General features: G+C 69.8%; 23 protein-coding genes. 7 read left to right on the top strand and 16 right to left on the bottom strand.

Features of this window, described 5'->3' with window-relative positions; all coding sequences use genetic code 11:
• Positions 1-4 precede the first annotated feature (4 nt).
• The gene (locus BU52_RS15080; protein WP_037933939.1) at positions 5-823 is read right to left on the bottom strand and encodes a trans-aconitate 2-methyltransferase; all 819 of its coding nucleotides are present in this window, start codon (positions 821-823) and stop codon (positions 5-7) included.
• 113 nt (positions 824-936) lie between these two features.
• On the opposite strand from BU52_RS15080, the gene BU52_RS15085 reads away from it, so the two are divergent.
• A complete protein-coding gene (locus BU52_RS15085; protein WP_037933941.1) occupies positions 937-1,434 on the top strand; it encodes a MarR family winged helix-turn-helix transcriptional regulator in 498 nt (165 codons plus the stop codon).
• Here the strand turns inward: BU52_RS15085 and BU52_RS15090 are convergent.
• Entirely contained in the window at positions 1,393-2,160 is a 768-nt protein-coding gene (locus BU52_RS15090; protein WP_037933943.1) for a response regulator transcription factor, read from the bottom strand. The two genes, BU52_RS15085 and BU52_RS15090, sit on opposite strands and share 42 nt — an antisense overlap.
• Positions 2,161-2,385: 225 nt before the next feature.
• Between BU52_RS15090 and BU52_RS15095 the strand changes: the two genes are divergently transcribed.
• A complete protein-coding gene (locus tag BU52_RS15095; RefSeq protein ID WP_200881194.1) occupies positions 2,386-2,838 on the top strand; it encodes a GNAT family N-acetyltransferase in 453 nt (150 codons plus the stop codon).
• Positions 2,839-2,841: 3 nt separating this feature from the next.
• On the opposite strand, the gene galK is transcribed toward BU52_RS15095, so the two are convergent.
• The 3 genes from galK to galT are packed head-to-tail and all read right to left on the bottom strand — an operon-like array spanning position 2,842 to position 6,061.
• Positions 2,842-4,002 carry a galactokinase gene (gene galK / locus BU52_RS15100; protein WP_037933946.1) on the bottom strand — a complete coding sequence of 387 codons (1,161 nt, stop codon included), beginning with the start codon at positions 4,000-4,002 and terminating at the stop codon, positions 2,842-2,844.
• Positions 3,999-5,003, bottom strand: coding sequence for a UDP-glucose 4-epimerase GalE (galE, locus tag BU52_RS15105; protein ID WP_037933947.1), 1,005 nt, complete (start codon positions 5,001-5,003; stop codon positions 3,999-4,001). The genes galK and galE overlap by 4 nt, the downstream gene beginning before the upstream one ends.
• Positions 5,000-6,061, bottom strand: a complete 1,062-nt coding sequence (galT, locus tag BU52_RS15110) for a galactose-1-phosphate uridylyltransferase (protein WP_037933948.1) — start codon at positions 6,059-6,061, stop codon at positions 5,000-5,002. The genes galE and galT overlap by 4 nt, the downstream gene beginning before the upstream one ends.
• Positions 6,062-6,237: 176 nt before the next feature.
• Here galT and BU52_RS15115 point away from each other — a divergent pair, with 176 nt between their 5' ends.
• Both BU52_RS15115 and BU52_RS15120 read left to right on the top strand, forming a co-directional pair.
• Positions 6,238-7,917, top strand: coding sequence for a sodium:solute symporter family protein (locus BU52_RS15115; RefSeq protein ID WP_037933951.1), 1,680 nt, complete (start codon positions 6,238-6,240; stop codon positions 7,915-7,917).
• A 21-nt stretch (positions 7,918-7,938) separates the two neighbouring features.
• Positions 7,939-8,250, top strand: a complete 312-nt coding sequence (locus BU52_RS15120; protein ID WP_037933955.1) for a hypothetical protein — start codon at positions 7,939-7,941, stop codon at positions 8,248-8,250.
• Between the two features lie 404 nt (positions 8,251-8,654).
• On the opposite strand, the gene BU52_RS15125 is transcribed toward BU52_RS15120, so the two are convergent.
• The 8 genes from BU52_RS15125 to rsmI form a co-directional block, all read right to left on the bottom strand.
• A complete protein-coding gene (locus BU52_RS15125; RefSeq protein ID WP_037933957.1) occupies positions 8,655-9,326 on the bottom strand; it encodes a helix-turn-helix transcriptional regulator in 672 nt (223 codons plus the stop codon).
• Between the two features lie 226 nt (positions 9,327-9,552).
• Entirely contained in the window at positions 9,553-11,463 is a 1,911-nt protein-coding gene (locus BU52_RS15130) for an outer membrane protein assembly factor BamB family protein (RefSeq protein WP_078903250.1), read from the bottom strand.
• A gap of 58 nt (positions 11,464-11,521) precedes the next feature.
• Positions 11,522-13,276 carry an outer membrane protein assembly factor BamB family protein gene (locus BU52_RS15135; RefSeq protein WP_037933962.1) on the bottom strand — a complete coding sequence of 585 codons (1,755 nt, stop codon included), beginning with the start codon at positions 13,274-13,276 and terminating at the stop codon, positions 11,522-11,524.
• Between the two features lie 247 nt (positions 13,277-13,523).
• Positions 13,524-15,332 (bottom strand): ABC-F family ATP-binding cassette domain-containing protein, encoded by a 1,809-nt coding sequence (locus BU52_RS15140; protein WP_037933965.1) that lies wholly within the window; start codon positions 15,330-15,332, stop codon positions 13,524-13,526.
• Positions 15,333-15,479: 147 nt separating this feature from the next.
• Positions 15,480-16,373 (bottom strand): 4-(cytidine 5'-diphospho)-2-C-methyl-D-erythritol kinase, encoded by an 894-nt coding sequence (locus tag BU52_RS15145; protein WP_037933968.1) that lies wholly within the window; start codon positions 16,371-16,373, stop codon positions 15,480-15,482.
• On the bottom strand, positions 16,370-17,260 hold the full coding sequence (rsmA, locus tag BU52_RS15150; protein ID WP_037933970.1) for a 16S rRNA (adenine(1518)-N(6)/adenine(1519)-N(6))-dimethyltransferase RsmA: 891 nt from the start codon (positions 17,258-17,260) through the stop codon (positions 16,370-16,372). Before rsmA ends, BU52_RS15145 begins: the two co-directional genes overlap by 4 nt.
• 97 nt (positions 17,261-17,357) lie before the next feature.
• Entirely contained in the window at positions 17,358-18,239 is an 882-nt protein-coding gene (locus BU52_RS15155) for a TatD family hydrolase (protein ID WP_037933972.1), read from the bottom strand.
• Positions 18,240-18,269: 30 nt separating this feature from the next.
• On the bottom strand, positions 18,270-19,142 hold the full coding sequence (gene rsmI / locus BU52_RS15160) for a 16S rRNA (cytidine(1402)-2'-O)-methyltransferase (protein ID WP_037933975.1): 873 nt from the start codon (positions 19,140-19,142) through the stop codon (positions 18,270-18,272).
• Positions 19,143-19,227: 85 nt separating this feature from the next.
• Here rsmI and BU52_RS15165 point away from each other — a divergent pair, with 85 nt between their 5' ends.
• Positions 19,228-20,973, top strand: coding sequence for a dolichyl-phosphate-mannose--protein mannosyltransferase (locus BU52_RS15165; RefSeq protein ID WP_037933979.1), 1,746 nt, complete (start codon positions 19,228-19,230; stop codon positions 20,971-20,973).
• 230 nt (positions 20,974-21,203) lie between these two features.
• On the opposite strand, the gene BU52_RS33595 is transcribed toward BU52_RS15165, so the two are convergent.
• Positions 21,204-22,553 carry a hypothetical protein gene (locus BU52_RS33595; RefSeq protein WP_200881195.1) on the bottom strand — a complete coding sequence of 450 codons (1,350 nt, stop codon included), beginning with the start codon at positions 22,551-22,553 and terminating at the stop codon, positions 21,204-21,206.
• Positions 22,554-23,066: 513 nt separating this feature from the next.
• On the opposite strand from BU52_RS33595, the gene BU52_RS35280 reads away from it, so the two are divergent.
• Positions 23,067-23,705, top strand: a complete 639-nt coding sequence (locus tag BU52_RS35280) for a hypothetical protein (protein WP_157847872.1) — start codon at positions 23,067-23,069, stop codon at positions 23,703-23,705.
• A gap of 37 nt (positions 23,706-23,742) precedes the next feature.
• Positions 23,743-24,531, top strand: a complete 789-nt coding sequence (locus BU52_RS35285; RefSeq protein WP_157847873.1) for a DUF6414 family protein — start codon at positions 23,743-23,745, stop codon at positions 24,529-24,531.
• A gap of 296 nt (positions 24,532-24,827) precedes the next feature.
• Here the strand turns inward: BU52_RS35285 and BU52_RS15175 are convergent, their stop codons facing one another.
• Both BU52_RS15175 and BU52_RS15180 read right to left on the bottom strand, forming a co-directional pair.
• Positions 24,828-25,493: a YdcF family protein gene (locus BU52_RS15175; RefSeq protein ID WP_037933982.1), complete on the bottom strand. Its 666-nt coding sequence runs from the start codon at positions 25,491-25,493 to the stop codon at positions 24,828-24,830.
• Complete coding sequence (locus BU52_RS15180) at positions 25,490-26,284, bottom strand: GntR family transcriptional regulator (RefSeq protein WP_037933985.1); 795 nt, start codon at positions 26,282-26,284, stop codon at positions 25,490-25,492. Before BU52_RS15180 ends, BU52_RS15175 begins: the two co-directional genes overlap by 4 nt.
• Between the last annotated feature and the right edge of the window lie 24 nt (positions 26,285-26,308).

Below are 26,308 nucleotides of genomic sequence, written 5' to 3' on the forward strand. Positions count from 1 at the left end.
CCTCTCAGGTCTCCTTGACGGCGACCGCGAAGACGCGGCGGAAGCGGAACGGGGTGCCGTGGGGGGTGGCGGGATAGGCGGCGCGCAGGGCGTCGCGGTAGTCGGCGACGAACGCCTCCCGTGCCTCCGGGTCGCCGGCGAGGGCGGTCAGGACCGGGCGCAGGCCGGTGCCCCGGACCCAGTCGAGGACGGGGTCCTCGCCGGTCAGCAGGTGGACGTACGTCGTCTCCCACGCGTCGGCCGTGCAGCCGAGGGCGGTCAGCCGCTCCAGGTACGCCTCCGGCCGGAGCACCGCCCCGTCGTGGCGCAGGACGCCGGCCAGGCGGGCGCGGTGGCGCGGGGAGGCGGCCAGTTCGCGCATCAGCACGTGGCTGGGGGCATCGAAGTTGCCCGGCACCTGGAAGGCGAGGGTGCCGCCGGGGGCGAGCCCGGCGATCCACTCCGGGAAACGGTCCGCGTGTCCCGGGATCCACTGCAGCGTGGCGTTGCTGACGATGAGGTCGTACCGCTCGTCCGGCGTCCACGTGCGGACGTCGGCGTGGGTGAAGTCCAGCCGGCCGCCCCCCGGGGTCGGGCCCTCGTGGTCGGCGCGGGCGCGGTCGAGCATCTCGGGCGAGTTGTCGTAGCCGGTGACGCGGGCGGTGGGCAGGCGTTCGGCGAGGAGCGCGGTGACGTTGCCGGCGCCGCAGCCGAGGTCGGCGATGCGGGGCCGGTCCCCCGGTGGCTCCGGGACGCGGGCGAGCAGGTCGGCGAAGGGCCGGGTACGGTGACCGGCGTGACGCAGGTACTGGGCGGGGTCCCAGGTGGGGGTCGCCGCAGACATGGTGCCTCCCGGTCGTCGGTGACGGGTTCCCAGCGTCCCTCCACGTTCCTCTCGACGTCAAGATGTTCGATATCAAGAGACTTCACGTCGACACAACCACTACACTGATCGCCATGGAGGACGAGGTCGATCGGCTGGTCGCAGCGTGGCGCCGGGAGCGCCCGGACCTCGACGTGGAACCGCTCGAGGTGCTCAGCCGGGTGAGCAGACTGGCCCGGCACCTGGACCGGGCGCGCCGGCTGGCGTTCACCGAGCACGGCCTGGAGTCCTGGGAGTTCGACGTACTGACCGCGCTGCGCCGCGCGGGCACGCCGTACCAGCTCTCCCCGGGGCAGCTCCTCACCCAGACGCTCGTCACTTCGGGCACCATGACCAACCGCATCGACCGCCTCACCAAGAAGGGCCTGGTGGAGCGGCTGCCCGACCCCAGTGACCGGCGCGGGGTCCTGGTCCGGCTCACGGACGAGGGCCGCGACCGCGCCGACCAGGCGCTGGCGGGTCTGCTGGCGCAGGAGCGGGCGATCCTCGCGGAACTCACCCGCGCCCAGCGCGGCGAACTGGCCGGGCTGCTACGCCAGTTGACCGCCCCGTTCGACAACGTCCCCGGTTAGGTCGGCGGGCCCGACACCCGCCCGGCGGGCCAGGGCCACCGCGGCCAGGGTGGAGTGCACGCCCAGTTTCCCGAGGACGTTCTGCATGTGCGTGCGCACGGTGTGCGGGGACAGGTACAGGCGCTCGGCGACCGCCTTGCGCCCCAGCCCCGCCACCATGCACCGGAGCACCTCCCGCTCGCGCGGGGTCAGGGACTCCACGAGCCGTTCGCTCTCGGTGCGGTGCCGCCGGGCGGCGGTCAGTTCGCGCAGCACGCCGGTGAGCAGCGCCGGCGGCAGGTGCGTCTCGTCGCGCAGCACCCCCCGGATGACGGTGAGCAGCCGGTTCAGCGAGCAGTCCTTGGCCACCCATCCGGAGGCTCCCGCCTGCAGGGCGAGTGCGGCACGCGCCGGGTCGTCCTTCCCGGCGAGGACGACGACCCGCACCTGCGGCTGCGCCGCACGCACACCGGTGACCAGTGCTATCCCGTCGACGAGCCCGTCCTCGTCACCGGCCTGCACCGGTACGGCCGGCCGGCCGCCCGGCACCCTGCCGCCCAGATCGGCGTCGACGAGCAGCACGTCGAAGCGCCGTCCCTCGGAAGCCGCACGTTCCAGGCAGCGCAGCGCGGCCGGGCCGCTGCCCGCCGCCGACACGTCGACGTCCGGCTCCGCGGCCAGTGCCGCGGCCAGTGACTCGGCGAAGATGCGATGGTCGTCGACGACCAGGACTCGAACGCGAACCACGAAACCCCCTTCCCCACGCTCTTACCAGAGCAGGGAACTACCCCGTCGTGGGAGGACGACACCGGCGCGGGTACGACGCCGAGACAGCCGCCGGCCCGCCTCGGACGCCGTACCCGACTGTCTCGCCCCCTGAACGGCGCCGACCCCCACCGGCGCTGAACATCAGGGTACGGGCGGGGGCCGGGAGCGGAAGGATATTTGCAGAACTGGCGGCCCGACGCGTTTATGGTGAGCCGCATGTTTCGTCTTGAGACAGAAGTCGACAAGGCCCGACGCGATCTGCTCCGCAGGCGCCTGAGGGACACCAACACGGCGGCCTCACCGGTCCTGCGCGCGCTGCGCGGAACCCCGGGTGAGCGTGAAGCGCCTTTGCACGTGTGGGCGTCGGACGCGAACGGTGATCTCGCGGGCGGACTGGTCGGCCACACCTGGACGACCTGGCTGCACGTGACGTACCTCTGGGTCGACGGCCGTCACCGGGGGGCGGGTCTGGGCTCCCGCCTGCTGGCGGAGGCCGAACGCGCCGCCGCCGAACGCGCCTGCACGGCCTCCCGCGTGGAGACCTGGGACTTCCAGGCCCCGGAGTTCTACAAGCGGCACGGTTACGAGGTGGTGTGCGTGATCCCCGACTACCCGCCGGGGATCACCGAGTACACCATGACCAAGGCGCTGACCTGAGGGTCAGCGCACCCGCCGGGCCCCCGCCGACGGCACCGCCTCGAAGACCCGCGGGGCCTTGAACCCGGCCGTCGCGAACGCCTCCCCGACCGCCTTGGTGACGGCGGGGACGTCGGCCTCCTCGGCCAGGACGACGGCCGAGCCGCCGAAGCCGCCGCCGGTCAACCGGGCGCCGAGCGCGCCCGCGCCCACCGCCGTGTCCACCACCAGGTCCAGTTCCGGGCAGGAGACCCGGAAGTCGTCCCGCAGGGAGGCGTGCCCCTCGACCAGGACCGGGCCGATCGCCCGAGTGTCGCCCGACTCCAGGAGCCGGACCACGCGTTCGACGCGCTCGTCCTCCGTCACCACGTGGCGGACCAGCCGGCGCACCTCCTCCTCGTCGCCCAGCCGCTCCAGCACCTCGTCCAGTGCCTCGAACGGCACGTCCCTCAGCGCGTCCACGCCCAGCAGGGCCGCGCCCTTCTCGCAGCCCGCGCGGCGCTTGCCGTACTCGCCCTCGCTGTGGCTGTGCTCGACCCGGGTGTCGACGACGAGCAGGCGCATGCCCTCGGCGGCCAGGTCGAAGGGGATCTGACGCCGGGAGAGGTCACGGGTGTCGAGGAACAGGGCGTGACCTCTCTCGCAGCACGCCGAGGCCGTCTGGTCCATGATCCCGACCGGGGCGCCGACGTAGACGTTCTCCGCGCGCCGGCACAGCCGGGCCAGCTCCAGGCCGCGCAGCCGGAGGCCGAACAGGTCGTTCAGCGCCAGCGCGACCACGACCTCCAGGGCCGCCGACGACGACAGGCCCGCGCCCGCCGGGACCGTCGAGGCGAGGTGGACGTCGGCACCGGTGACCGCGTGCCCGGCCTCGCGCAGCGCCCACACCACGCCCGCCGGGTAGGCGGTCCACCGCTTGTCGGACGCGGGGGCGAGGGCGTCCACCGTGAGTTCCACGACCGGCCCGTCCACGTCGGCGGAGTGCAGGCGCAGTACGCCGTCCTCCCGCCGGGACACCGCCGCGACGGCGGTGTGCGGCAGCGCGAACGGCATGACGAAGCCGTCGTTGTAGTCGGTGTGCTCGCCGATCAGGTTGACCCGGCCCGGCGCCGCCCACACCCCCTCGGGCGCGGCCCCGTACAGCTGCTCGAACCGCTCGGCGACGGACCCGCCGGTCTCGCTCATGACCTGACCCCTTGCCCCTTCGTTACCTGCTGCTTGGCCTGCTCGGCGCGCTGCCGCGCGAACTCCCACGCGTCCGCGACGATGCCGGCGAGGTCCGCGCGCGACGGGTTCCAGCCGAGCTTCTCGCGGGCCACGGCGGCGGACGCCACCAGGACCGCCGGGTCGCCGCCCCGGCGCGGGGCCACGACCTCGGGCACCGGGTGCCCGGTGACCCGGCGCACGGTCTCGACGACCTCGCGGACGGAGAAGCCGTTGCCGTTGCCGAGGTTGCAGATCAGGTGCTCGCCGGGCGCGGCGGCCCGCAGCGCGAGCAGATGGGCCTCGGCCAGGTCGGCGACGTGGATGTAGTCGCGCACGCAGGTGCCGTCGGGTGTCGGGTAGTCGTCGCCGTAGACCGAGATGGCCTCGCGCCGCCCCTGCGCCACCTGCAGCACGAGCGGAATGAGGTGCGACTCGGGGTCGTGGCGCTCGCCGTACGGCCCGTACGCGCCGGCCACGTTGAAGTAGCGCAGGGAGACCGCGCCCAGTCCGTGCGCCTTCGCCTCACCGGTGATCATGTGGTCGACGGCCAGCTTGGAGGCGCCGTACGGGCTGGTGGGGACGGTCGGGGCGGACTCGCGGATCGGCACGTCCTCCGGTTCGCCGTACGTGGCCGCCGTGGAGGAGAACACCAGCCGGCGCACGCCCGCCTCGCGCATCGCGCCGAGCAGCGCCATGGTGCCGCCGACGTTGTTGTCCCAGTACTTCTCCGGCTTCTGCACCGACTCGCCGACCTGCGAGAAGGCGGCGAAGTGCAGCACGCCGTCGAACGAGGAGTCCAGCCATTTGGCGGCATCGCGGATGTCACCCTCGACGAAGGAGGCGTCCGCGGGGACCCCTTCCCGGAAGCCGGTGGAGAGGTTGTCGAGCACGACGACCTCGTGGCCGGCCTCGATCAGATGCTGGGCGACGACGCTGCCGACATATCCCGCACCCCCGGTGACCAGGTACTTCCCGCTCATGAACTCGCTACCTCCCGCAGTCGCTCGGCCGCGCGCTCCGGCGGCACGTCGTTGATGAACACGTTCATGCCGGACTCGGAGCCCGCGAGGAACTTCAGCTTGCCGGACGTGCGGCGGATGGTGAAAAGCTCCAGATGGAGCGCGAAGTCGTCACGCGTGACGCCGTCGAACTCCTCCAGCGCGCCGAACGGTGCCTGGTGCCAGGCCGCGATGTAGGGCGTCGGCGGCTCGTCCGCCCCGAAGATCCGGTCGAAGCGCTTCAGGAGTTCCAGATACACCCGGGGGAACTCCGTGCGCGCCGCCTCCTCGAGACCGAGCAGGTCGGGCACCCGGCGCCGGGGGTAGAGATGGACCTCGTAGGGCCAGTGCGCCGCGTACGGCACGAAGGCCACCCAGTGTTCACCCTCCAGGACGATCCGCCCGCCCGACGTTTCCCGCCGCACCACGGCGTCGAACAGGTTCTCCCCGCCGGTCGCCTCCTTGTGCGCGGCCACTTGGCGCAGCATCAGGGCGGTGCGGGGGGTGGTGAAAGGGTAGGCGTAGATCTGCCCGTGCGGGTGCTGGAGGGTGACGCCGATCTCGGCCCCCCGGTTCTCGAAGCAGAACACCTGTTCAACGGAGGGCAGATGCGACAGCTCGGACGTCCGGTCGGTCCAGGCATCCAGCACCAGCCGCGCCTGCCGCTCGCCCAGGCCGGCGAAGGAGGCGTGGTGGTCGGAGGTGAAGCAGACGACCTCGCACCTGCCCGAGTCCCCGGCGAGCGAGGGGAACCGGTTCTCGAAGACCACCACGTCGTAGGACGCGTCGGGGATCTCGCTCAGCCGCTCACCCTCGGAGGGGCACAGCGGGCACTCGTCGGCCGGCGGGTGGTACGTACGCCCCTGACGGTGCGAGGCCACGGCGACCGCGTCGCCCAGCAGCGGGTCGCGGCGGATCTCGGAGGTGGTGACGGTGGCGTCCAGCGGACGGCGGTCCACGGCGTCCCGCACGGTGTCGTCGGCGAGGTCGTAGTAGATGAGCTCGCGACCGTCGGCCAGTCGGGTCGAGGTCTTCTTCACTGCCGCACTCCTCTGCACCCACCAGTCATCCAACAGAATCAAACATAACACGTCACAACTCACCAGCGCATCGCGTTCATCACGATCAAACAAAAAACGTCAGCGAACGTGTTCACTCAGTGAACACAGAGGCGTAGGTTCCGCACCGGATCAGTTCGCGAACGAAGCGAGTGTGTATGCAAACCCCCACATACCTGGCCGCAGAGCTCCGACTCCCCACCAACTGGCTGGACTACACGATCCTCGGGATCTACTTCGTCGTGGTGCTGGGCATCGGTTTCGCCGCCCGCCGCTCGGTCAAGACCAGCCTCGACTTCTTCCTCTCCGGCCGCTCCCTGCCCGCCTGGGTCACCGGCCTCGCCTTCATCGCGGCGAACCTCGGCGCGACCGAGATCCTCGGCATGGCGGCCAACAGCGCCCAGTACGGCGTCTACACGACCCACTGGTACTGGATCGGCGCCATCCCCGCGATGGTGTTCCTGGGCCTGGTCATGATGCCGTTCTACTACGGCAGCAAGGTCCGCTCGGTCCCCGAGTTCCTGCTGCTGCGCTTCGACAAGGCGGCGCACCTGCTCAGCTCGATCCTCTTCGCCGCGGCCGCCATCCTGATCGCGGGCGTCAACCTCTACGCCCTCGCGATCGTCGTCGAGGCCCTCCTGGGCTGGCCGCAGTGGGTGGCGATCGTCGTCGCGGGCTTCTTCGTCCTGGCCTACATCACCCTGGGCGGCCTGTCCTCGGCGATCTACAACGAGGTCCTGCAGTTCTTCGTCATCCTGGCCGCCCTCATCCCGATCACCGTCCTCGGCCTCAAGAGCGTCGGCGGCTGGGACGGCCTGTCCGACTCCCTGACCGAGTCACGCGGCGGCGACTTCATGACCGCGTGGGGCGGCACCGGCATCGGCAGCGACAACCCGCTCGGTGCCAACTGGCTGACCATCATCCTCGGCCTCGGCTTCGTCCTCTCGTTCGGCTACTGGACGACGAACTTCGCCGAGGTGCAGCGCGCCCTGTCCGCCAAGAACCTCTCGGCGGCCCAGCGCACCCCCCTCATCGCCGCGTTCCCGAAGATCTTCATCGTGTTCCTGGTGATGATCCCGGGCCTGGTGGCGGCGGTCCTGGTCCCGAAGCTCGGCACCGGCGGCTCGGACCTGCAGTACAACGACGCGATCCCGTACCTCATGCAGCGGCTCCTGCCCAACGGCGTGCTGGGCATCGCCGTGACCGGCCTGCTGGCCGCGTTCATGGCGGGCATGGCGGCGAACGTCTCGTCCTTCAACACCGTCTTCACCGCCGACATCTGGGCCAAGTACGTGGTCAAGCACCGCGAGGACGCGTACTACGTCCGCTTCGGCCGCCTGATCACCGCGATCGGCGTGCTCGCCTCCATCGGCACGGCGTTCCTGGCCAGCTCCTTCTCCAACATCATGAGCTACCTCCAGACGCTGTTCTCCTTCTTCAACGTGCCGATGTTCGTGGTCTTCATCATCGGCATGTTCTGGAAGCGCGCGTCCATGAAGTCGGGCTTCTGGGGCCTGATCGCCGGCACCACCGCCGCGATGGTCAACTACTTCGTCATCTACAAGCAGGGCATCATCGACATCCCCACCGACCAGGGCGCCAACTTCGTCTCCGCGATCGCGGGCTTCGTCGCGGGCGCGGTGGTCATGGTCGCCGTGTCGCTGTTCACCGCGCCCAAGCCGGCCGAGGAACTGGAGGGCCTGGTCTACGGCACGCGCTCCCCCGGCATGGCGGAGCCGCCCGCGGAGGGCGACGACGCGTGGTACCGCAAGCCGGCGCTGCTCGGCTGGGGCGCGGTGATTCTGGCTGCCGCCTGCTACATCCCGTTCTCGTTCTGACCGCGGGAGGATGGAGAGACCATGTCCGAGCACTACTCCGAGCGTGATCTCCAGCGGGAGATCACCGAACTGGAGACCAAGTCCGCGACGGCCGCCCGGCTGTTCGACATCCGGCGGATCATCGGTGGGCTGTTCGTCGTGTACGGCGTCATCGTCACGATCGCGGGCTTCACCGCGTCCGACGCGGACATCGACAAGGCGCAGGGCGTCAACATCAACCTCTGGACGGGGCTGGGGATGCTGATCCTCGGCCTGCTGTTCCTGCTGTGGCTCAAACTCCGCCCGACGGCTCCGCCACCGCCGGATGTCCTGCCGGACGAGCGGGAGGAGTGACGGACCGCTCCGCGTGGTGGTGGGCCGGGGGTGTTCGCGCGGCCCGGCGCCAACGGGGTGCCGTCGCGCCCGCCCTCCCCCATCGCCCCAGCGGCACGACTGCCCGCGGAAACGGCAGACGCGGCACGACTGCCCGCGGGAACGCGGGAGCGGCGGGCGCGGCAGCCTGCGGAGACAGCGGGGGCGGCGGCCCGCGGAAGCGGTGGCAGGCGCGTACGGCGCGGAGCGCGGGGTGCGGTGGGCGTGGGACAGCCGCCTACGGCGGGAAGGGGGCGGGGCGGGGGTGTGCGCCCGCAGCGGCTGGTGCGAACAAGCACCCCGCACCTCCACCGGGCGACCCGGTCGCGCCGGTCCGAGGACGGACACCCCCGACCCGACCCCGACCCACCCACCACCCGTAGGCGCTACCCGAGCGGGCCCGCCCGGTCCAGCAGGCCCGTCCGGGCGGCCAGCGCCGCCGCCTCCAGGCGCGACCCCACGCCCAGTTTCATCAGCACCCGCTGCACATGCGTCCGCGCCGTGGACGGCGCGATCCCCATCCCCGCCGCGATCATCCGGGTGTCCTCCCCCTCAGCCACCCGCACCAGCACCTCCACCTCCCGAGGCGTCAGCATCTGCAGCAGCCGCTGCCCCTCGTCGTCCGGCTGCGCCGCGGGATTCAGCAGCTCCCCGAACGCCCCCTGCAACAACTGCGGCGCCACCGCCGCCTCCCCCGCCCGCGCCTTCATGATCGCCCGCTCGACGCCCTCGATGCGCTCGTCGTGCCGCACGTATCCCGACGCCCCCGCCGCGAACGCCGCCGCGATCCCCCGGGGCGACGGCACCGGCCCCAGCACGACCACCGCCACCTGAGGCCGCTCCCGCTTGATCTTCACCACCGGATCGAACGTGCCCGGCTCGGCCGGCGCCGCCGTCCCCAGCAGACACACCTCCGGCGCCCTGCTGATCACCAGATCCGCCGCCCCCACCGCCGGAGCCGCCGCGGCCAGCACCCGGTGCCCGCGCAGCTTCAGCGCCGAGGCCAGCGCCTCGGCGAGCAGTCGGTGGTCGTCGACCACCAGCAACCGCACACCCATCGAACAACCAACCCCCCACACCAACACACCCCCGGACCCCCGGATGCCCCCGGAAGCTACACGCTTGTTCGACGTTGCGCTGCCCCTACCGGCGAGAATCGCCCCGGAACGCCGAAATTCCCGCATTCGGTGGCGATGAGCGCATGATGAGCGGTACGCGCACGGCCCCGTCCCTGAGCAGGGACGGGGCCGCAGAAGGAAACCGCGCGGTACGCCGCGCGAACGGTCAGCCGGTACCGAACGCGATGACCAGATACTCCTTGTCACCCGTCGAGAAGTCACTGGCGTACACCTTCGACATGTACAGACCTCCCTGCGAGTACAGGATCTCCGCGGACGTCGGCAGCATCCGCCCCTCGACGTCCCGCACGGACTCCGTCGCCGGGTTCTCCAGGAGCACCGTCTGCTCGAAGGTCCCCCCGTCGATGCTCACGATCTGCCCGCCCTTGTCGTAGGGCGGACGCTTGTACGCGATCACGTTGCCACCGTCCATCCGCAGCGGAGTGATCTCGTAGTCGTCACCCGCGTCGGCCCGCTGACCGGTCTGCTTGCCGGTCGCGAGGTCGAACGCCACGACCTCGTTGGTCTGGCCGTAGGAGTCCCCGCTGCTCTCGTGCTCCTCCGTCGCGATGTACAGCCGGTCGTTGCCGACCGTCAGCCCGGTGCAGTTCTCCATCTTGTAGATGGCGTCGCAGCGGGCCGCGAAGTCGTCGCCCGGCGCGGAGATGCGCTGGCGCAGCTTGCCGGTCTTGTTGTCGATGGAGAAGAAGTCCGAGATGCCGCTGCCGTCACCGGCGGAGTCACCGACGTCGGCGGCGACGACCAGCGGGTCGGTGGACACGACGGCGGCGTACTCGATGCCCTCGTCCATCTTGTACTCGGTGACGACGTTCCCGGACTTGGGGTCGATGGTCTGGATGTGGAGCTGACGCTGCTCGTACGTACCGCACTTGCGGACCGCGACCAGCTTCTGGCCGCCGCCGTACCCGGAGTCGTAGCAGGAGTCGGACGTCTTGGGCGCCCACAGCTGCTTGCCGGAGGCGATCTCCCAGGCGGCGCCGCCGCTGGTGCTGCCCGCGGCCACGGTGCCGCCGCTGAGGGTGACGTTGTTGAAGCTGATCGGCATCGTGCCGGACTTGGCGGACTTGGACCACAGCTGCTTGCCCGCCTCCAGGTCGATCACCGCGACCTGGGTGCAGGCCTGCGGCTCTCCCTTGGCCGGCATCGCCGGCTTGTGGACGATCGCCGTCTTGTTGTCCTCGGTGACGTGCGTGGTCGCGCTGCACACCGGTCCGGGCAGGTCGATCGTCCACTTCTGGGTGCCCTTGGCGCGGTCGTAACCGACGATCCCGGCGATGCCGCTCTTGGCGTACACCGTGTCGGTCAGCCAGGAACCGGACGTGTCGATGCTCGAGACGCCCTTGGGCACCTTGGGCGCGGGCACCTGGAAGAGCACCTTGGAGGCGGTGTCGGCGGGAGCCTTCTCCTTGGCTCCGCCTCCGGAGGAGGAACCCCCGGTCCCGCCCCCGCCCTCACCGTTCTTCTCCTCCTTGCCCCCGCCGCCCTCGGCGGTGGTCTTCTTGCCGTCGTCCTTGCCGGAGGCGTACCAGACCCCGCCGCCGACGATCAGCGCGATGGCCACGACCGCGGCCACGATGATCGCCATCTGCGCGTTGAACTTCTTCCCGCCTCCCGGCTGCGGCTGCATGGGCATGGTCGGCGGCTGCGGATACCCGTACCCGGGCTGCCCGTACGGTCCCGGCTGCTGCGGCTGCCCGTACGGCCCGGGCTGCTGCCCCGGGTACCCGTACCCGGCGGCCGGCGGCTGCCCCGGATACCCGTACCCCGCGGCCGGCGGCTGCTGCGGGTACCCGTACCCGGGCCCCTGCGGTGCCGCCGGAGGCGCGGCGGACGGAGGGCTCTGCGGAGCCTGCGGAGCGTGCGGATACCCGTACCCGGGCTCGGGAGCCTTGTGGAGATCGGGCCCGCCCGCAGGAGCCGACGGTTGCTGCGGAGGCTGCGCGGGTTGCTGCGAAGCGTTCTGCGGAGGCTGCGCGGGCTGCTGCGACGGATCCTGCGGCGGCCCGAACCCCGGCTGCTGCGGGGGCTGGTGGGGAGGCGGGGGCGGCTGGGTCATGACGTGAGTACCTCGGTGAAGGGGACGACGGACGGCGGGAAGGTGACGGGAGCGGCGCTCACTTGCCGTAGGCGAGCATCAGCTTCTCCTTCGACTCGTCGTTCCCGGTCAGCCGGGTCGTCGAGATGTAGAAGCGCCCGTCGACCCAGTCGATCGCCTTGCTGAAGAAGCTGTTCTCGATGTCCGCGACACCCTGCGGGTTCTGCATCAGCTCGGCGGGCTTGTGGCTGCCCCCGGTGAGGGGAAGGGCGACGACCTGGCCGCCCGCGTTGTACGAGGGCTCGACGTAGGCGATGAGCTTGCCGTCCTCGGCCTTCATCGGGACCATCGACTCCTGGGCGGGGGAGGACTGCCGCCACCGCTCCTTGCCGTTGTCGAGGCTGATCGCGACGATCTCGTTGGCACCGGTGGTCGCCTCGGTGGGCAGGTAGAGGGTGTCCCCCTCGACGACGACGCCCTGGCAGCCCTGGAGGTCGCGCGCGAGGATGGCCCAGCCGCAGCCGGGGTCGAAGTTCTCGTCGACCGCGACCTGCGAGCGCAGCGTGCCGCCGGCGGTGAAGGCGGCGATGTTCCAGGCCTTCTTGTCGCCGTCCTCGTCCTTGGTCGCGTAGATGACGACCGGGTCGACGGAGAAGGCGCGCTCGACCCTCCAGCCCTTCTCGTACGCGTACGTCCACTTGACCTTGCCGGTCTTCGGGTCGAGCTCCCGGACCTCGTCGTGGGCGTTGTCGCCGCCGGCACCGCAGGACGCGACCTGGATCAGCCGCTCACCGCCCGCGAAGGCGGCGGGGAAGCAGGCTGCGTCGCCGTACCTCTTGGCGTCGAACATCTTCTTGCCGGTACGCACGTCGTAGGCCGTGCCGGACTGCGAGCGGCCCACCATGAGCGTGTTGCCGGTGAGGGACATCTCGATGGAGAGCGCGGAGTCGAACAGCTCGCCGTCGTCGACCTTCGCCGTCCAGCCCTTCTCGCCGGTGTCGAGGTCGACGAGCTGGAGCTGGTTGCACTTGGCCCGGTCGCTGCTGCCGCTCATGTACGCGATGACGACCTTGTCGTCGGACGTCTTCTGCGCGGTGACCGAGCAGATCTTCTGCGGGAAGGCGATGGTCTTCCAGGTGGGCTTGCCGTCACCGACGTTGTAGGCGGACAGCTCCTTGTAGGCCGCCTTCACCGCGGTCCTGTCGGTGATCCACATGCCGGGGGCGTCGGCGCCGGAACCGGGGGCGTCGGGTGCCTCCTTGTACCAGAGCACCTTGGACTCGCCGTCCTTGCGGCCCTCGTTGAGGTTCTCCGGGTCCTCGCCGCCGTCGCCGCTGCCGTCACCCGGGTTGACCGGGGCGCCGCCGGAGGTGTCCGGCTTGGGGTCGTCGGTCTGCTTCGCGACCGGCTTCTCGTCCTTCTTGCCGTCGTCGCCGGAGACGGCCCACACGGTGCCGCCGATCACCAGCAGCGCGGCCACCGCGGCACCGGCAACGAGGGCGGGCCTGCCCTTGAAGGGGTTGCGGGAACCGGAACCGCCGGGCGGGGTGCCGGGCGCCCCGGGGAACTGCGGCTGCGGGTATCCGTACCCGGGCTGCCCGTACGGCCCCGGCTGCTGGGGCTGTCCGTAGGGCCCGGAGGCGTACGGGCCGGAGGTGTAGGAGCCCGGCTGCTGGAGAGGCTGCTGCGGATAGCCGTATCCGGGCTGCGGCGCGCCGGCCGGCGGCCCCTGCGGGGGCGGCGGCGTCTGCGGCGGCCCGAACCCACCGCCCGGCGGCGGATCCTGCGGCGCTCCGAAGCCACCCTGCGGCGGCTGATTGGGCGGCTGAGTCATCAGCGCGTTCCCCCTTGCTCACTGATTTTTAGCCACGCCCTGAGGTACGTGAGGAACCCAGAGTCGTCTTCAGACAGTTGTCAGACGGCTCTTTCTATCACCCGGTACCGACACGCCACCGGGCCGCGTCCGCCCCTGTTCCCAAGGGAGGACCGGCCCGTGATGCGCCCGTTACTGACCTTCACGCCGTCTCCACGCGGCGCGCGCTCCGGCCCGCTCCGGCGCGCGGCGGGGTCCGTACGCCGGGTCAGGCGTCCTCAGCCAGTTCCAGCCAGCGCAGTTCCAGCTCCTCCCGCTGACCGGTCAGCTCCCGCAGCTCGGCGTCGAGTCCGGCCACCTTCGCGAAGTCGGTGGCGTGCTCGGCGATGGCGGCGTGCAGCGCGCTCTCCTTCTCGGAGATCTTGTCGAGCTGGCGCTCGATCTTCTGGAGTTCCTTCTTGGCGGCGCGCTGGTCCGCGGCGCTCCTCTCCGGCGCCGCGCTCGGGGACGGCGCCGCCGGAACGGCGGCCGCGGCGGCCTCCTCCATCCTCTTGCGCCGCTCCAGGTACTCGTCGATGCCGCGGGGCAGCATCCGCAGGGTGCCGTCACCGAGGAGCGCGAACACCCGGTCGGTGGTGCGCTCGACGAAGAACCGGTCGTGGGAGATGACGATCATCGAACCGGGCCAGCCGTCGAGGACGTCCTCGAGCTGGGTCAGGGTCTCGATGTCGAGGTCGTTGGTGGGCTCGTCGAGGAAGAGGACGTTGGGCTCGTCCATGAGGAGGCGGAGCAGCTGGAGCCTGCGCCGCTCACCACCCGAGAGGTCCCCGACCGGCGTCCACTGCTTCTCCTTGCTGAACCCGAAGGTCTCGCACAGCTGACCGGCCGTCATCTCGCGTCCCTTGCCGAGGTCGACGCGCTCACGCACCTGCTGCACGGCCTGGAGCACCCGCCAGGCCGGGTCGAGTTCGGCGACCTCCTGGGACAGGTAGGCGAGCTTCACTGTCTTGCCGACGCGGATGCCGCCCCCCGCGGGCTGGACCTCGCCCTCGCTCCTGGCTGCCTCCGCCATGGCCCGCAACAGGGACGTCTTGCCCGCCCCGTTGACCCCCACCAGACCGATGCGGTCGCCGGGCCCGAGCTGCCAGGTGAGGTGCTTCAGCAGCACCTTGGGCCCGGCCTGGACGGTGACGTCCTCCAGGTCGAACACCGTCTTGCCCAGGCGGGTGGAGGCGAACTTCATCAGCTCGCTGCTGTCGCGCGGCGGCGGCACGTCCTTGATCAGCTCGTTGGCGGCCTCGACGCGGAACCGCGGCTTGGACGTCCGCGCGGGAGCGCCGCGCCGCAGCCAGGCCAGCTCCTTGCGGACCAGGTTCTGCCGCTTAACCTCCTCGGTGGCGGCGATGCGTTCGCGCTCGGCGCGGGCGAAGACGTAGTCGGAGTAGCCGCCCTCGTACTCGTACACGTCACCGCGCTGCACGTCCCACATGCGGGTGCAGACCTGGTCGAGGAACCACCGGTCGTGGGTGACGCAGACGAGCGCGGAGCGGCGGGTGCGCAGGTGCTCGGCGAGCCAGGCGATGCCCTCGACGTCGAGGTGGTTGGTCGGCTCGTCCAGGACGATCAGGTCCTGCTCCTCGATGAGCAGCTTGGCGAGCGCGATGCGGCGCCGCTCACCGCCGGACAGCGGCCCGATGACCGTGTCGAGCCCCTTGGGGAACCCGGGCAGGTCCAGCCCGCCGAACAGCCCGGTGAGTACGTCCCTGACCTTGGCGTTCCCGGCCCACTCGTGGTCGGCCATGTCGCCGATGACCTCGTGGCGGACGGTGGCGGCGGGGTCGAGCGAGTCGTGCTGGGTGAGCACGCCGAGCCGCAGCCCGCCGGAGTGGGTGACCCGCCCGGTGTCGGCCTCCTCCAGCCGGGCCAGCATCCGGATCAGCGTGGTCTTGCCGTCCCCGTTGCGCCCCACGACCCCGATCCGGTCCCCTTCGGAGACGCCGAGGGAGATCCCGTCGAGCAAGGCACGCGTGCCGTACACCTTGCTGACGTTCTCGACATTGACCAGATTGACGGCCATTTCTCTCCTGCCCGGTGGATCGATCAGCTCTCCAGCGTAGGCCCTCGCGGGCGGAGGCCGACGCGCCGGGAGTCCGTCGCAAGGTCGACAAGCCTTACGGCACCGACATCGACCTGACGGCCATCGACGAGCTCTGATCCGAGCCACTCAGACGACCGTCGCCCCCGGTACCGGACCTGCCGCCGTGCGCACCGTGCGGCAGGTGCCCGAAGCCCGCAGGGCACCCGCGATCCCCTCCGCCGCCTCCGCGTCCCCTGCGAGGAACGCGATCGTCGGTCCCGACCCCGACACCAGCGACGCCAGTGCCCCCGCCGCACGCCCCGCCGCAAGGGTGTCCGCCAGTTCCGGGAACAGTGACAGCGCCGCCGGCTGGAGGTCGTTGGAGACGGTCGCGGCGAGCGCGTCGACGTCCCCCTTGGCGAGCGCGTCGAGCAGGTCCCGCGAGGCCACCGGCCCGGGAATCTCCCGGCCCTTTGCCAGCCGGTCGAACTCCCGGAAGACCGCCGGTGTCGACAGCCCCCGCGCGGCCATCGCGAACACCCAGTGGAAGCTGCCCCCCACCTCGAGTTCCGTCAGCCGTTCGCCCCGCCCGGTGCCCAGTGCCGCCCCTCCCACCAGGCTGAACGGCACATCGCTGCCCAGCTCGGCGCAGATGTCGAGGAGTTCCCCGCGCGAGGCACCCGTGCCCCACAGCGCGTCGCACCCCAGCAGCGCGCCCGCGCCGTCGGCGCTGCCGCCCGCCATCCCGCCGGCGACGGGGATGTCCTTGGCGATGTGGATGTGGACGTCCGGGGCACGGCCGTACCGCTCGGCGAGCACCAGGGCGGCGCGGGCCGCGAGGTTCGTGCGGTCCAGGGGGACCTGACCGGCGTCGGGGCCGGCGCAGGTCACCCGCAGCTCCTCGGCCGCGGTGACCGTGATTTCGTCGTGGAGGCCCACCGCGAGGAAGACGTTCGCCAGGTCGTGGTAGCCGTCGGGGCGGGCCGCGCCGACCGCGAGCTGGACGTTGACCTTGGCGGGGACGCGGACGGTGACGCTCACTGCTGACCGGGCTCCTTGTTCTCGGCGTGCTCGGCGTTCTCGGCGATGCGCGCGAACTCCTCCACCGTGAGGGACTCGCCCCGGGCCTGCGGCGACACCCCGGCGGCGACCAGCGCGGCCTCCGCGGCGGCCGCCGACCCCGCCCACCCGGCGAGCGCGGCCCGCAGGGTCTTGCGGCGCTGGGCGAAGGCCGCGTCCACGACGGCGAACACCTCGCGCCGGGACGCACTGGTCTTCGGCGGCTCGGCGCGGCGGACCAGCGAGACCAGCCCGCTGTCCACGTTCGGGGCGGGCCAGAAGACGTTCCGCCCGATGGCTCCGGCCCGCTTGACCTCCGCGTACCAGTTGGCCTTGACCGAGGGCACGCCGTACACCTTCGAGCCGGGCGCGGCGGCGAGCCGGTCGGCCACCTCCGACTGGACCATGACCAGGGTGCGCTCGATGCTCGGGAAGCTCTCCAGCATGTGCAGCAGCACCGGGACGGCCACGTTGTAGGGCAGGTTCGCGACGAGCGCGGTCGGGGCGGGTCCGGGCAGCTCGGTGACGTGCATCGCGTCGGAGTGGACCAGCGCGAACCGGTCGGCGCGCCCGGGCATGCGGGCGGCGACGGTCGCGGGCAGCGCCGCGGCGAGGACGTCGTCGATCTCGACGGCGGTGACCCGGTCGGCGGCCTCGAGGAGCGCCAGGGTGAGCGAGCCGAGCCCCGGGCCGACCTCGACGACCACGTCGTCGGGACGCACCCCGGCGGTGCGGACGATACGGCGGACCGTGTTGGCGTCGATGACGAAGTTCTGGCCGCGCTGCTTGGTGGGCCGTACGCCGAGGGCGGCCGCCAGTTCACGGATGTCGGCGGGGCCCAGGAGGGCGTCGGGGGTGGGGCTGGTCACGGGACAAGGGTACGGGGCGCCCGGAGCCGCCCTGGTCACCCCCGCGGGCGGGACCCGCGGGGACACGACGACGGAACGTGCGCGGCGCGGCCGCCCGTCAGTAGCCGAAGGCGCGGGCCGTGTTCGCCCCGAGGGCCGTGGCCAGGCCGTCCTCGTCGATGCCCCGTACGGCCGCCATGGCACGCACCGTGACCGGCACCAGGTAGGGGGCGTTGGGCCGTCCGCGGTAGGGCACCGGGGTCAGGAACGGCGCGTCGGTCTCGACCAGGACCAGTTCCAGCGGGGCCACGGCGAGCGCGTCCCGCAGGTTCCGCGCGTTCTTGAAGGTGACGTTGCCGGCGAACGACATGTAGTACCCGGCGCTCGCGCAGATCTCCGCCATCTCGGCGTCCCCGGAGTAGCAGTGGAAGACGGTGCGCTCGGGGGCGCCCTCCTCCTTGAGCACGCGCAGGACGTCGGCGTGGGCATCGCGGTCGTGGATCACCAGGGTCTTGCCGTGCCGCTTGGCGATCTCTATGTGGGCGCGGAAGGACCGCTCCTGCGCCTCCTTGCCCTCCGGCCCGGTGCGGAAGTAGTCGAGGCCCGTCTCGCCGACGCCCTTGACCTGGGGCAGCGCGGCCAGCCGGTCGATCTCGGCGAGCGCCTCGTCCAGCCCCGCGTCCCCGCCCGGCTCGCGGGCCCCCTGCCGGGACCAGCCGTCGGTGTCCCCGTGGACGATGCGGGGCGCCTCGTTGGGGTGCAGCGCGACCGTGGCGTGGACGGCGTCGTACGCCGCCGCGGTCCGGGCCGCCCACTCGGACCCCTTGAGGTCGCAGCCGACCTGCACCACCGTCGTCACGCCCACCGACGCGGCCTTGGCGAGGGCCTCCTCGACCGTGCCGGACTGCATGTCGAGGTGGGTGTGGGAGTCCGCGACCGGTACCCGCAGGGGCTCCGGGAGCGGCGGGGCGGCGTTCTTGTCGGGGGCGTTCGCAGACATGCCCCCGATCCTACGAAAAGCCCCGCGTCCCTAACGGCGTCCGGGCGGACCGACGTCCCCGGCGGCGTTCTTGGACGCGACCACCGCGTCGAACACCTGCCTCTTGGGCAGGCCCGCCTCCACCGCCACTGCGGCGATCGCCTCCTTGCGCCGCTCCCCCGCCTCCTCCCGCACCCGCACCCTGCGCACCAGCTCGGCGGCGTCCACCTCCTCGGGCCCGTGCTCGGGCGCGCCCTCGACCACCACGGTGATCTCCCCGCGCACGCCCTCGGCCGCCCACGCGGCCAGCTCGGCCAGCGGGCCGCGCCTGACCTCCTCGTACGTCTTGGTCAGCTCCCGGCAGACGGCGGCCCGGCGCTCCGCCCCGAACACCTCGGCCATCGCGGCGAGCGTGTCGTCGAGGCGGTGCGGGGCCTCGAAGTAGACGAGGGTGCGCCGTTCCCCGGCGACCTCGCGCAGCCGCCCCAGCCGCTCCCCGGCCTTGCGGGGCAGGAACCCCTCGAAGCAGAACCGGTCCACGGGCAGCCCGGACAGGGCGAGCGCGGTGAGGACGGCGGACGGCCCGGGCACCGCGGTGACCTTGACGTCCCGCTCGACGGCCGCGGCGACCAGCCGGTACCCGGGGTCGGACACGGAGGGCATCCCGGCGTCGGTCACCAGCAGCACGCGCGCGCCGCCCGTCAGTTCCTCGACCAGTTCGGGCGTACGGGCGGCCTCGTTGCCCTCGAAGTACGACACGACCCGCCCCCTGGGGGTGACGCCGAGCGCCTGGGTCAGCCGCCGCAGCCGGCGCGTGTCCTCCGCGGCGACGACGTCGGCGCCGGCCAGTTCCTCGGCGAGCCGGGGCGGCGCGTCCGAGATGTCGCCGATGGGGGTGCCTGCGAGTACGAGGGTTCCGGTCACGCCCCCATCCTCCCAGTCGCGGACGCGGCCGGGGCATACCGGCCATGCGCGGGACTCACACAGCGCGGTTCCCTACGATGGCGCGGTGACCAGTACCGCGTCCTCCACGGACACCCGGCAGGAGCAGTCGCCGCTCGACGAGCGGCAGACGTGGCAGCAGCGGCTGCGCCGTTTCGGCTACCAGGCGTCGGGCCCCAGAGGGGACGTCCGTGACCGCCTGGTCCCGCCGTACACCGAGCCCTCGGGCCGGCTGTGGACGACGCTCGGGGTGTCACCGCCGTTCGCGGGGCGCCTCGTCCGCTGGTCGGCGTGGGGCGGTCCGCTGCTGGTCACGCTGCTGGCGGGGGTCCTGCGGTTCTGGAACCTGGGCAGCCCCAAGGCGGTGATATTCGACGAGACGTACTACGCCAAGGACGCGTGGGCGCTGATCCACCGCGGGTTCGAGGTCAACTGGGACAAGAACGCCAACCGTCTGATTCTGGACTCGGGCGGGGACGTCCCCATCCCCACCGACGCCGCGTACGTGGTGCATCCGCCGGTCGGCAAGTACGTCATCGGGCTGGGCGAGCTGATGTTCGGCTTCGACCCGTTCGGCTGGCGGTTCATGACCGCCCTGCTGGGCACGCTGTCCGTGCTGATGCTGTGCCGGATCGGCCGGCGGCTGTTCCGTTCGACGTTCCTCGGCTGTCTCGCGGGCGCGCTGATGGCGGTGGACGGGCTGCACTTCGTGATGAGCCGGACCGCGCTGCTGGACGGCGTCCTGATGTTCTTCGTGCTCGCGGCCTTCGGCTGTCTGCTGGTCGACCGGGACCGGGCGCGGGAGAGACTCGCCGCGGCGCTCCCGGTGGACGCGGACGGCCGGACGCGGCCGGACGCGGAGGTCGCCGAGCACGCCCGGATCGGTTTCCGTCCCTGGCGGCTGGCGGCCGGCCTGATGCTGGGCCTGGCGATCGGCACCAAGTGGAACGCCCTGTACATCATGGCCGCGTTCTGCGTGATGGCGGTGCTGTGGGACGTCGGTGCGCGCAGGGTGGCGGGCGCCGTGCGGCCCCGGACGGCGGTCCTCCGGCGTGACCTGGGCTGGGCGTTCCTGTCGACCGTGCCGGTGGCGGTGGTCACCTACTTCGCGTCCTGGATCGGCTGGATCCTCTCGCCGTCCGACGGCACCGGCGGCTACTACCGCGACTGGGCGGTCAAGGACGGCCGCGACAGCGACTGGTCGTGGCTGTTCCCGGACTGGTGGCGCAGCCTGTGGCACTACGAGAACCAGGTGTACGAGTTCCACGTGGGACTGTCCTCGCCGCACACCTACGAGTCCAACCCGTGGAGCTGGATCGTCACGGGCCGCCCGGTGTCGTACTTCTACGAGTCCCCCGCGCCCGGCGTGGACGGCTGTCCGTCGGACGCCGGGGAGAAGTGCGCCCAGGAGGTCCTGGCCATCGGCACGCCGCTGCTGTGGTGGGTGGGCTGTTTCGCCCTGCTGTACGTGCTGTGGCGCTGGTTCTTCCGCCGGGACTGGCGGGCGGGCGCCATCGCCTGCGGCGTCGCGGCCGGCTACGCGCCGTGGTTCCTCTACCAGGAACGCACGATCTTCTTCTTCTACGCCGTCGTCTTCCTCCCGTTCCTGTGCCTGGCCGTGGCGATGCTCCTGGGAGCGCTCGTCGGCCCACCCCGCGCCGGCGACGCCCGCCGCGTCGCGGGCGCGACGGCGGCGGGCGTCCTGACCCTGCTGATCGCGTGGAACTTCATCTACTTCTGGCCGATCCTCACCGGCACCCCGATCCCGATCGACGACTGGCGCTCGCGGATGTGGCTGGACACCTGGGTCTAGCTGGGCAGACACACCACGAGGGCGCGGCGGTCTGCCGCGCCCTCGTGGTCGTTGTTGGTCGTCAATGGCTGTCGCTGGTCCTCCTCGCACGGCCCGGTGACGGCCCGGCTGTGGTCTTCAGCAGACTTACAACGGACCAGATTCAGATCCTCTGACCTGCGGGCTCGTCATCGTTGATGTGGTCTGAGGGCTGGCTGACATCTACTAGGCACGCGCTGGGGGAGGTCACCTCATTGCAGAACGCGCATGGCCAGCACGGATCCGTCTGGGTGTACTGAGACAGGGCCCCACCACTCGTGGTCCCAGGTGTCACGTGGCCAGGTCGCACGCCTTACGTACACCTCGCTGCGGTATTGCTCCACCCTGCCCGCCTCGAGGTGGCGGAATAGATCTTCAGCGATCCCCGAGAAGGCTTCCACACGCGTTCTGTTCAAGCGGAACACGTGATCCGTACCGACGCAGGGAATGCCCAGAAACTCCCCGTAGGCGTCCTGAACACTGCCAGCAGCCGCATGGGCGAAGCCAGTGAAGTGACGCTGTCCCTGCCGCTTGGTCAGATACTGGGCTGTTGCTGCCCCATCACCAGCAAAGGCCGTCAGCCCAGCAGTCGCTGTCCGCGCTAGTACGTGGCGAAACCACTCATAGTGTTTCGGACCCACGTGGAAACCAGGTACGGACGGCTGCGTCTCGTCGCCTTCAGACGGCGGCTGGATGCCGGGATAGATGTTCTCGTCTTCGAGCCGATCGTCCAGGCTTCTCTCATAGGAGGACGCCCGCTCAGTCAGACGCCCACCCCGGCCCGTGGACTGCAGTACGTGGACTGTAAGCGGGCCTTTCAAGGGGAGCTCCGTACTGAATACCAGGCACGGCGTTTCGTTCCATCCCCCGATGTGCACTGCCTCTACGGCGGCCGAAGCAGCCGCGAGCTGGTCGTCCGAGTCCGCAGCGTTACCGTGGTGCCCTCGGCACTCGATCGGGACCACCAACGACTCCGCACCTGGCTTCCAGACCTCAGCGAAGAATCGCGGACGGTAGCGGTACCCGGATCGGGGCCCCTTGTCCCTACTGTTCAGGGCCCAACCTGCCCGAAGAGTCGTATCGGCAGGGACAATCGAAACGCAGTACCCAGGGTGGCGCCGAGTCAGAACTTCCTTGGCCAATGCCAACGCGAAGCCGACTCCCAGCTCCCCAGACTGAAGCGCCTTGTAGTGCTCCGCTGTCTCCCGCCCCTCAGCAGAGAGCTTCATGTGCTCGCTGGAGTTACCGGCCAAAGCCTGGGTGTACTTCAGACTGCCCCAGTGCTCAGCGAGCCCTCGGCCGGCGCCTCGCCGGGACAGCGCGATGGCTCGACCAAGCGTGTGCAAGACGTTCCAGGGGGTCAGCTGCAGGGAGCCAACTTCCCCAGTGGATACCGGTTGCAGGTCCGGCTTACGCCGAAGCGCTTCGCCTTCCTTCTCCTTACGCTTCTTGTCATCCTTAGCCGCAGCCGCAGCTACGCTGCCGACCAGCGCTGCGTCCGAATGCACCGCAACGTTCGACATCTGCGCGAGGTCGCTGAGTACGTCTGCTGCTGGCTTCACGTTGCTCCCCCTCCGACAAGCCCCTTGGCTGACGTCGCAACGTAGGGGGCGGTTCAGGGGCGCACACAAGTGCGCATGGGGCGCAAACAGGCACTGTCACGCAACACGGCTACGCGCTACGTGACCCACTGATGGCCACAGCGCTGCACCCCCTGTGTCGGGTGACTCACCCCAGGAGGTGTAGCCGGAGACGTCTATCCAGCCACCTTAGCCATGGCTTCGTCCGAGTCGAGGATCAACTCAGGCAGCATGCCAGAGCGGTGCGGGGGGTGGTCACCCATGAGCACCATCTGGCATGGTCGGTCGGCCTCGCACGGCTCAAAGACGGCCTAGCAGCCGTCGCGCTCGCTGCTTCCGTGGGCGGGAGCCGTCAGCGAGAGAAGGACTCAGGTCGCACCGGCGGCAGCTCGGAGCAACCCGGCATCTCGACTGTGCCAAGCCGTCCATGACCATGGCGACCATACAATTTGAACCAAAACTGCCCCGTGCAGACTTCGTGACTGCCATAATCTGATGGTGCTAGCAGCGACGAATACAAGCAGTGCAGGGGCGCTTCCGGCTGCCGCAGTGGTAGCAGCGTGCGCCCTGCTGTTCACCATCGCCTCATTCTGGTGGCTCAACGCGCGTCAGGGGGTGCTCAAGTCTTACACCCCTCACTCGTTCGCTGCGGCGATAACACCCAGCAAGACGCTCATTCGGATCCCGCTAGTCTTCTTCAATACCGGACCGAAGCCAGTCATCGTACAAAATTTGCGATTGACTCTCTCGACTTCTTCACAAGATAAAGCCACGCTACCCTGGAGCACTACTCGCGACAGGATTAGACCTGAAACAAATGACGACCCTCGACTTCCTAGCGTTTTCGTGGTGTCGGGTCGGTCTGCCATTCAAGCGTTCGTAGAATTCAGCACCCCGTTCCCTAATTTCACCCCTGAGCATCGAGAGCATCAGGCAACAATCGAATGCAAGCTCGGCCATAAGAAGGATTGGAGCAATCTCCTGACCTTTCCGATCCAGCTCGGAAACATCACCAGCCCCGGGGCGTACATCGCTTACAGCAATGAGCCCGGGGAAATTACCGAGCAAGACCGAGTCAAAGCCGCGACCATCCTCGAACAGTTGAGATCGACGAGCGACCCCACCTTAGACTGACAGATAGCACCCGTCACAAGACAGACTAGGACCGTACATGCCCATCCCCTCTCTCCCTCGATTCCTCTACCTGGACGACAAAGGACTTGGGGAATACCTTTCCGTAGTAGAGGAAGGACTTTCCGATGAGTCAAAGATGCGGCGTTCGTCTAGCGCGGGTGCAATAAGTTCCGCTGCTCTAGGGGAACCTGCAAGCAGTGACTCCACATCCGAGGAAGAGCGGGTCATCCGCGAGACGGCTAGTCAGCGCTTCATTCGCCTGATCACTGCACTCGACGCAGCTTCCTCTCGATGGCGTTATCGCGATGTCGAGGACCTGGGAGAGGAATTCGACACGATCAGCGTGGCAGATATCATGCAAGTGCAGTGTGAGGTGGAAATTCCCCCCTTTGTACGAATGTTCAGCCAGCCGGATCAGCTGGATGACATGGTGAACATGATCGAAGCCTTCCGAGCAATGGCTCCCATGCTGGGCCAAGACCTCGAAGGGATGCCCGGGAAGAAGGAAACGAAAGCCTTCCGCGATTTCGGCAAAGCGATGAAATCAGATGTGGTCATCGTCGGCGACCAGGAAGACGGCGGACCTCAAGTCACCGGCAAGCTCCATAAGGACTATATTCGCGACGAGATTGAGGGAGAGGTTTTCATCCTAGGGAAGGTCGCCAAGCGACTGAAAGACGGTGAAACCCACTCTCTTCTGGCGATTCCTGGCGCATCCTTGATGAGTCGACAGCAACGCAGGCAAGCTGCTCGACAAGAACAGACCGACGAGACGACTCTGGTCGGCCCAGCCCTAACACTCGACATTCTCGCGATCTACCGCTGACGTATTTGCAGAGGTCGGCAGCCACAGAAGGGGGCTCCCTCTTCACGCCCGCAGCCGCCGGGCGCGGCCAGCCGAGGCCAGACAGGAGGCAGGCCGTGCCGCAGCGGCGGCGCGGCCGTGCGGGCGCTTACTGCAGGAAGGAAATGCGCACAGCGCTGGGAGGACGGCGATCCTCAAGACCAGCCAATTTATCGCGTGTCCGTCCCGCGCGATATGCGCCATCGCCGGGTATGGCATGCGTCGCGCGCAGGTTGACCGGAGGTGGACTAAGAGCTCACAGGGTGCCCGTGGCACCGTCATCTCCACACTGCGGTGTCTGTCACGAGCCGACTTGTGAACCCGGCATCCCGCAGGCGCTCGTACGCTGCAGCCACGTCCTTGGGCACGCGCTGCTCGATCATGAATCCTTGCTGTGGGTAAATCATGAGTCGCTGCTGCGCGCCCGCCAACATGTCGATGACCAGGCGGGCGTCTCCGATTGAGTCGACGTAGTCAGCCAGGGTCATGGGGGTGGATGCGTTAACCCACTCCACTTCGGGCCACAGTTTGCGGGCAGTCGCGTAGGCCCGTCGTTCCTCATACGGCTTGCTGATCAGCAGGACGGACGAGACGGCGGCCAGGTGTTCCTCGATCAGCGCGCGAGAGAAGCGGATGTTCTCTCCTGTGTTCCGGGCCCGCGGCTCGACGAGGATGACATCAGCCGGCACTCCCAGTTCCATCGCCCGCTCGCGGTAGTGCTCAGCCTCGCCACGCGGCATGCGGTCGCGTGTGGTGCGGCTGGTCGCCCCGGTGAAGACGATCAGCGGCATCATCCCCCGGTGGTAGAGATCAGCGGTTGTGTCCGCGACTCCGAGGTCATGACTGCCGAGTCCGATCGCAACAGAGCACGGACGCAGCTCGTGACCCATCTGCTGAAAGTCCCAGAGCCGTTGAGCGTCGGCCCATGCCTGCGCTGAGATCACTTGCTCTCGTCCTCCGCTTCTGCTGAGTCGGGGACCTTGAAGTCGTACGTCCAGGCGAAGCGCGTCGCAGCGTGAACGCCGATCGCGAACTCCACCACGGTGCCATCGGCCGTATACGTTGTCCGGTGCAGCTCCACCACCCATTCGCCCGGCGCGAGCTGGAGGAGCTGGACTTCGTCCGCCGTGGGGATGCGGGCGAACAGCGTCTCCTGCATGTGGTCGATCTCGTATCCGGCGTCGTACAGGACACGGAAGCCACCGCCTCGCCCGGCGGGCCCTGGCGTCGGGTCGACGATGCGCGTCCCTTCCACGTGCTCGGGACGGTAGTAGCTCGTCAGCGTGTGCGTCGGCTGCGAGCCCTCCTTGACCACGCGCGCACGTGCGTAGACCTCTGCGCCCTCTGGCAGACCGTGCGCCTGAGCGACGACGGCTGGCGCCGGGACACGGCTGACGGTCTGGGTCTGTTCGTTCCGCTTGTACGTACGTCCGGACGCCACGCGGTCCGCGATGAACGCCACTTCATCGCCATCCCGCCACTTGGCCTTGTCGTATCGCGTGATGCCGAGCCGCTTGAGCGGGGCCCGCTCGCGGACGACCGTGCCGTGTCCGCGCGACGACGTGACCAGCCCTTCGGCTTCCAACGCCTTGTAGGCCGCATGGACCGTGGACTTCGAGCCTTCGCCCGCTTCCACTAGGTCCCTGATCTGCGGCAACTGAGCACCGGGCGCGTACTCGCCATTCCTGATCTGTTCGGCCAGCCGGTCCGCAAGCTCCCGCCACTTGGGCGCCATGCAGCACTCCTCTCGACACGGACA

Origin of the sequence: Streptomyces toyocaensis, assembly GCF_000725125.1 — a bacterium.
Taxonomy (GTDB): Bacteria; Actinomycetota; Actinomycetes; order Streptomycetales; family Streptomycetaceae; genus Streptomyces; species Streptomyces toyocaensis.

Coding starts and splice junctions, on each gene's coding strand:
- BU52_RS15120 (WP_037933955.1), top strand. CDS start 7,939: ATGTCCGAGCACTACTCCGAGCGTGATCTCCAGCGGGAGATCACCGAA.
- BU52_RS15085 (WP_037933941.1), top strand. CDS start 937: ATGGAGGACGAGGTCGATCGGCTGGTCGCAGCGTGGCGCCGGGAGCGC.
- BU52_RS15095 (WP_200881194.1), top strand. CDS start 2,386: ATGGTGAGCCGCATGTTTCGTCTTGAGACAGAAGTCGACAAGGCCCGA.
- BU52_RS15115 (WP_037933951.1), top strand. CDS start 6,238: ATGCAAACCCCCACATACCTGGCCGCAGAGCTCCGACTCCCCACCAAC.
- BU52_RS15135 (WP_037933962.1), bottom strand. CDS start 13,276: ATGACTCAGCCGCCCAATCAGCCGCCGCAGGGTGGCTTCGGAGCGCCG.
- BU52_RS15155 (WP_037933972.1), bottom strand. CDS start 18,239: ATGTCTGCGAACGCCCCCGACAAGAACGCCGCCCCGCCGCTCCCGGAG.
- galE (WP_037933947.1), bottom strand. CDS start 5,003: ATGAGCGGGAAGTACCTGGTCACCGGGGGTGCGGGATATGTCGGCAGC.
- BU52_RS35285 (WP_157847873.1), top strand. CDS start 23,743: ATGCCCATCCCCTCTCTCCCTCGATTCCTCTACCTGGACGACAAAGGA.
- BU52_RS15180 (WP_037933985.1), bottom strand. CDS start 26,284: ATGGCGCCCAAGTGGCGGGAGCTTGCGGACCGGCTGGCCGAACAGATC.
- BU52_RS35280 (WP_157847872.1), top strand. CDS start 23,067: ATGGTGCTAGCAGCGACGAATACAAGCAGTGCAGGGGCGCTTCCGGCT.
- BU52_RS15125 (WP_037933957.1), bottom strand. CDS start 9,326: ATGGGTGTGCGGTTGCTGGTGGTCGACGACCACCGACTGCTCGCCGAG.
- galK (WP_037933946.1), bottom strand. CDS start 4,002: ATGAGCGAGACCGGCGGGTCCGTCGCCGAGCGGTTCGAGCAGCTGTAC.
- BU52_RS15130 (WP_078903250.1), bottom strand. CDS start 11,463: ATGACCCAGCCGCCCCCGCCTCCCCACCAGCCCCCGCAGCAGCCGGGG.
- BU52_RS15080 (WP_037933939.1), bottom strand. CDS start 823: ATGTCTGCGGCGACCCCCACCTGGGACCCCGCCCAGTACCTGCGTCAC.
- BU52_RS15140 (WP_037933965.1), bottom strand. CDS start 15,332: ATGGCCGTCAATCTGGTCAATGTCGAGAACGTCAGCAAGGTGTACGGC.